Below are 5,165 nucleotides of genomic sequence, written 5' to 3' on the forward strand. Positions count from 1 at the left end.
GAGCTGGAGGGCGGCGGCGGGCGGCGCGGCCATCGCGGGGCCCGCGCGGCGGCCGGGAACGGGCGGCCGAAGGGCGCGGGCCCGCAACTCCAACCGGCGAGGCAGCCGGGCACAACGATACGAGGGAGCCATCATGAAGCTGAAATCGAAATTGCGCCGGGGAGCCAGGCACCTCCTGCTGTCCGTGGCGGTGGCGGGCGCGTCGCTGGCCGCGCCGGCGTCCATGGCCGAAACCGTGACGGCGGTCATGCAGTCGGGTCTGCGCGTGCTGGACCCCATTCTCACCACAGCCTTCATGACGCGGGATCATGCCTACATGATCTACGACACGCTGCTGGGGCTGGACGAGCATTTCAAGGTGCAGCCGCAGATGGCGAGCTGGACGGTGGGCGACGACGGCAAGACCTATACCTTCGCCTTGCGCGACGGCCTGAAATGGCACGACGGCAAGCCCGTCACCTCGGAAGACTGCATTGCTTCCATCAGGCGCTGGGCCGCCGTGGACGCCACGGGACAGGTGCTGATGACGCTGGTGCAGGACATGGCGGCGGTCGACGACCGGCATTTCCGCATCGTGCTCAAACAGCCCACGCCGCTGCTGCTGGAGGGCCTGTCCAAGATCAGTTCGCGTCCCGCTTTCATGATGCCCAGGCGCATCGCCGAGACGCCCGCGTCCCAGCCCATCGGCGAATACATTGGCTCGGGCCCGTTCCGCTTCGTGGCGTCCGAATTCAGGCCGGGCCTGAAAGTGGTCTACGAGAAGAACAAGGACTACGTGCCGCGCAGCGAACCGCCGAGCTGGACGGCGGGCGGCAAGGTGGCCAACGTGGACCGCGTCGAATGGGTGGCCATGCCGGACCAGATGACCGCCATCAACGCCTTGCAGAACGGCGAGGTGGATTTCATCCAGCAAGTGCCGTTCGACCTGCTGCCCATGGTGGAAAACCAGGACGGCCTGAAGGTCGAGGTGCTGGACAAGCTGGGCGCCTGGACCTATTTCCGCATGAATCACCTCTATCCGCCGTTCGACAACAGGCTGGTGCGGCAGGCGGCCATTGCGGCGGTCAGCCAGGAAGACGTGCTCAAGGCGCTGGTGGGCGATCCCAAGTACTACAAGACCTGCGCCGCCGTCATGGGCTGCGGCAATCCCTATGGCGACAATTACGGCGAGGACTGGGTGGTGCCGGCGCGCCTGGACAAGGCCCGGGCGCTGCTCAAGGAGGCCGGATACGACGGCACGCCGGTAATCGTCCTGCAGCCCACCGACATCGCCATGCTGTCGGCCCAGCCCGTGGTGGTGGGCGCGGCGCTGCGCAAGGCAGGCTTCAACGTCACGATGAAAGCCATGGATTGGCAGACGCTGGTCACGCAGCAAGGCAACCAGAATCCGCCGCAGGAAGGCGGCTGGAACCTGTTTTCCACCTACAGCATCCTGGCCAGCAGCGGCGACCCCTTCGGCAACACGACCCTGGCGTCCAATGGCCGCAAGGCCTGGGCCGGCTGGCCCGACGTGCCCGCGATCGAGGCGCTGCGCCTGAAGTTCGCGCAGGCTTCCGATCCGGCCGAGCGCAAGCGGATCGCCGCCGAAATCCAGAAGCTCGCCATCGACGAGGGCGTGGTGGCGCCGCTGGGGCAGTTCCAGATTCCGGCTGCCTACAGCACCCGGCTGTCGGGCATTCTGCAGGCGCCGGTCACGCTGTTCTGGCATCTGAAAAAGGCGGAAAAATGACCCGGTCCGAGGTTTTCGATTACCTGATCCGGGGCGCCGAGGTGGTGGACGGCACGGGCGCGCCGCGCTACGAGGCCGACATCGCCATCGCGGGCGGGCGCATTGCGCGCATCGGCGATCTTTCCGGCGCGCGGGCGCGCGAGGAAATCGACGCGCGCGGGCTGACCGCGACGCCCGGATTCATCGACGCCCACACCCACGACGACCGGGCCATGCTCTCCGACGGCGACATGGCGCCCAAGGTCAGCCAGGGCGTGACCACCGTCATCGGCGGGAACTGCGGCATCTCGCTCGCGCCCATGCCCCAGCCGGCGCGCGCGCCGGTGCCGCCGCTGGACCTGCTGGACGCCGGCGGCAGTGGTTCCGCTATGCGCGCTTCGCCGACTACCTGGACGCGCTGCGCGCGCAGCCCGCCGCCACCAACTGCGCCATGCTGGTGGGCCACACCACGCTGCGCGTGATCGAGATGGACGACGTGGGCCGCCCGCCCGCGCGGCGGAAATCGCGCGCATGCGGGCCCGCGTGGACGAAGCGCTGCAGGAAGGCGCCATCGGCGTGTCCACCGGACTGGCCTATGCGCCCTCGGCCGCCGCCACCACCGAAGAAGTCATCGAGGTCTGCCGGCCGCTGAGCGGGCGCCAGGGCCTGTACTGCACGCACATGCGCGACGAGGGCGACAGCGTCATGGCGTCGCTGGAGGAAACCTTCCGCATCGGCCGCGAGCTGGGCGTGCCGGTGGTGATCTCGCATCACAAGGTGGTGGGCGCGGCCAACCGTGGCCGTTCGGCGCAGACGCTGGCCCGCATCCGCGAGCAGATGGGCCGTCAGCCGGTATGCCTGGATTGCTATCCGTACAACGCCTCGTCCACCATTCTGTCGCACGATCTGGTCGACGGCGCCGCGCGGGTCATCGTGACCTGGTCCAAGGCCATGCCTCAGTTCGCGGGCCGCGACCTGGACGAGGTCGCGCGCGAGCTGGGTTGCCCGCTGGCGCAGGCGGTGGACCGTCTGCAGCCGGCCGGCGCCATCTACTTCCGCATGGACGAGGAAGACGTGCGGCGCATTCTGCGGTTCGACGAAACCATGATCGGATCGGACGGGCTGCCGCACGACGAGAAGCCGCATCCGCGCCTGTGGGGCACGTTTCCGCGGGTGCTGGGCCACTACGGCCGCGGGCTGGGGCTCTTCGCCCTGGAGCAGGCCGTGCACAAGATGACCGGGCTCACCGCCGCCCGTTTCGGGCTGGCCGGCCGCGGCGAGCTGCGCGAGGGCGCGCATGCCGACGTGGTGCTGCTGGACGCCGGGGAAGTGGCCGACCGCGCGACCTTCGCGCAGCCGGTCGCGCCGTCGATCGGCATCCACGCCGTGTGGACCAACGGCCAGCCCGTCTGGCGCGAGGGGCGTTCCACCGGCGCGCGGCCGGGGCAGGTGCTGCGGCGCGTGCCGCGCTAGGACGTCCCGGTTCCGGTCCCGGCTCGCGCGCCCGGCGCCCCTAGAAGCTGCCTTTCAGCCCGACCAGCACGCCGCGTCCGCCTTCGGGCGCCACGTCGCGCAGCACCGAGGTGGCGTAGCGGATGTCCTGGTTGGTCAGGTTGACGCCGCGCACATAGGCTTCCCAGCGGGTGGCGCCCGCCTTGAAACGGTAGCCGGCATGCGCGTCCAGACTGTAGTAGGCGGGCGTACTGTCGTCCTCATCGGGATGGCGGTGCTGGGCGAACGCCCGCGTGACCGACACGCCCGCGCTCCAGGGGCCCTGGCCCCAGTCCAGCCCGGCGCTCAGGCGCAGGGCGCGATGCGCGGCAGCGGCTCGCCGGTGTCCGCGTTGCGGGCATGGGTGTAGTCGCCCGCAAGCTTGAGGTCCAGCGTGTGGCCGCCGGCGGCATACACGCGCGTGCTGCTTTCGGCCTCGACGCCGTAGAAGTCGGCGGGCACGCCGCGGTAGACGGCTTCGGGCAGCGCATCGTCGCTGTCCGCGCCTACCACGTCGCCGTCGTCGTTGCGCAGCCGGCCCGTGTTCAGCTCGGCAAGATAATTGGCGAAATGGCTGTAGAACACGCTGACGCCGCCCTTGTCCGCGCCGCGCGCCCAGCGCAGTCCGAGGTCGCCCGACCAGGCGCGCTCCTTGGACAGGTCCTGGCTGCCCACGAGGTACTGGCCCGTGGCCTCGTGCGGGCCGTTGGCGTAGAGCTCATAAAAGGTGGGCGCGCGTTCGGTATAGGCGGCATTGGCGGCCAGCGACCAGACCGGATCCAGCTGGTACACCGTGCCCAGCGATATGCTCGCGGCGTTGAACGTGCGTCCGGCGCTGTCCTGAAAGCGTGCGTTGCCGCCGGCCGAGGGCGACAGCCGCGTATGCTCCAGGCGCGCGCCGGCGCTCAGGCTCCAGCGCGGATCGACCTGCCAGGTTTCCACGTCGAAGAGCGCCAGGCTGTCGGTGTCCACCGTGGGCACCAGCGCCTCGTCGCCCAGCGCCGAAAAGCGCGACTGCCCGCCTTGCAGGCCGATGACGCCGCGCACCGGACCCAGCTCGGCATGCTGGGCTTCCAGCCTGGCCTCATAGCCGCGGTTCTTGAAGATGGTGCCGGTTTCCCCGTCTTCGATTTCCTTGTGCTGGTAGTCGGTGTAGCCGGCGCTGAGGCGCACGCGGGTAAAGATGCCGTCCAGGTCGCGCAGCTCGGTGGCGGCGTTGACCCGCTGCTGGCGCAGGCGGATGCGCACGTCGGGCTCGGCCACCGAGCCGTAGTCGGAGTCATAGCCGCTGACCGACACGCCCGCGTAGCCGCGGTCGCTGGTCCAGCCCATGCCCAGCGCGCCGCCGCTGTCGCGGCCGTCGCTGTTGGGCAGCCGGCCGTGGGGGCGAGGCCGCGTCCGGATCGGCGGCCCGCGCGCGGGCCGAGCGCGCATCGCCGGGAATGCGCAGCTCGCTGGTTTCGCGGCCGAACACGTCGGCGTGCACGGCGAACGTGCCGTCGCCGCCTTCCACGCGCGCGCTGCCGCTGCGCGAGGTGTTGGCGCCGCCATATTCGCCCTGTATCTGGCCCTGCACTCCCTGGATGGGTTCGGTGGGGATGCGGTTGTCGATGGTGTTGACCACGCCGCCGATGGCGTTGCCGCCGTAGAGCAGGGCGGCCGGCCCGCGCAGGATTTCCACGCGGTCGGCCGCCTGCGGGTCGGTGGGCACCTGGTGGTCGTAGGAAAGCGAGGACGCGTCCAGCGCGCCTACGCCGTTGTTCAGCAGCCGGATGCGGTCGCCGTCCATGCCGCGGATGATGGGCCGGCCCACCATCGGGCCGTAGCTGGTGGCGGCCACCCCGGGCAGGCCGTTGAGCGTGGCGCCCAGGGTGTCGCCGCGGCGCAGGTCCAGGTCGGCGCCTTCGAGCACGGTGGAGGGCGTGGCGAGGGCCGGCTCGCCGAGCGGATTGCCCGTCACGACGAC

General features: G+C 70.3%; 1 protein-coding gene and 2 pseudogenes. 2 read left to right on the plus strand and 1 reads right to left on the minus strand.

All coding sequences use genetic code 11. The annotated features are described in order from the left end of the window. The first annotated feature begins 133 nt into the window (after window positions 1-133). Both AD428_RS22480 and AD428_RS22485 read left to right on the plus strand, forming a co-directional pair. Window positions 134-1,729: an ABC transporter substrate-binding protein gene (locus AD428_RS22480; RefSeq protein WP_053246649.1), complete on the plus strand. Its 1,596-nt coding sequence runs from the start codon at window positions 134-136 to the stop codon at window positions 1,727-1,729. Then, window positions 1,726-3,181: pseudogene (locus AD428_RS22485) on the plus strand (N-acyl-D-amino-acid deacylase family protein). Before AD428_RS22480 ends, AD428_RS22485 begins: the two are co-directional and overlap by 4 nt. A gap of 40 nt (window positions 3,182-3,221) precedes the next feature. Here AD428_RS22485 and AD428_RS22490 read toward each other — a convergent pair. Continuing rightward, window positions 3,222-5,165: pseudogene (locus AD428_RS22490) on the minus strand (TonB-dependent receptor); the annotation flags it as partial.

The organism is Achromobacter sp. DMS1, from assembly GCF_001270295.1.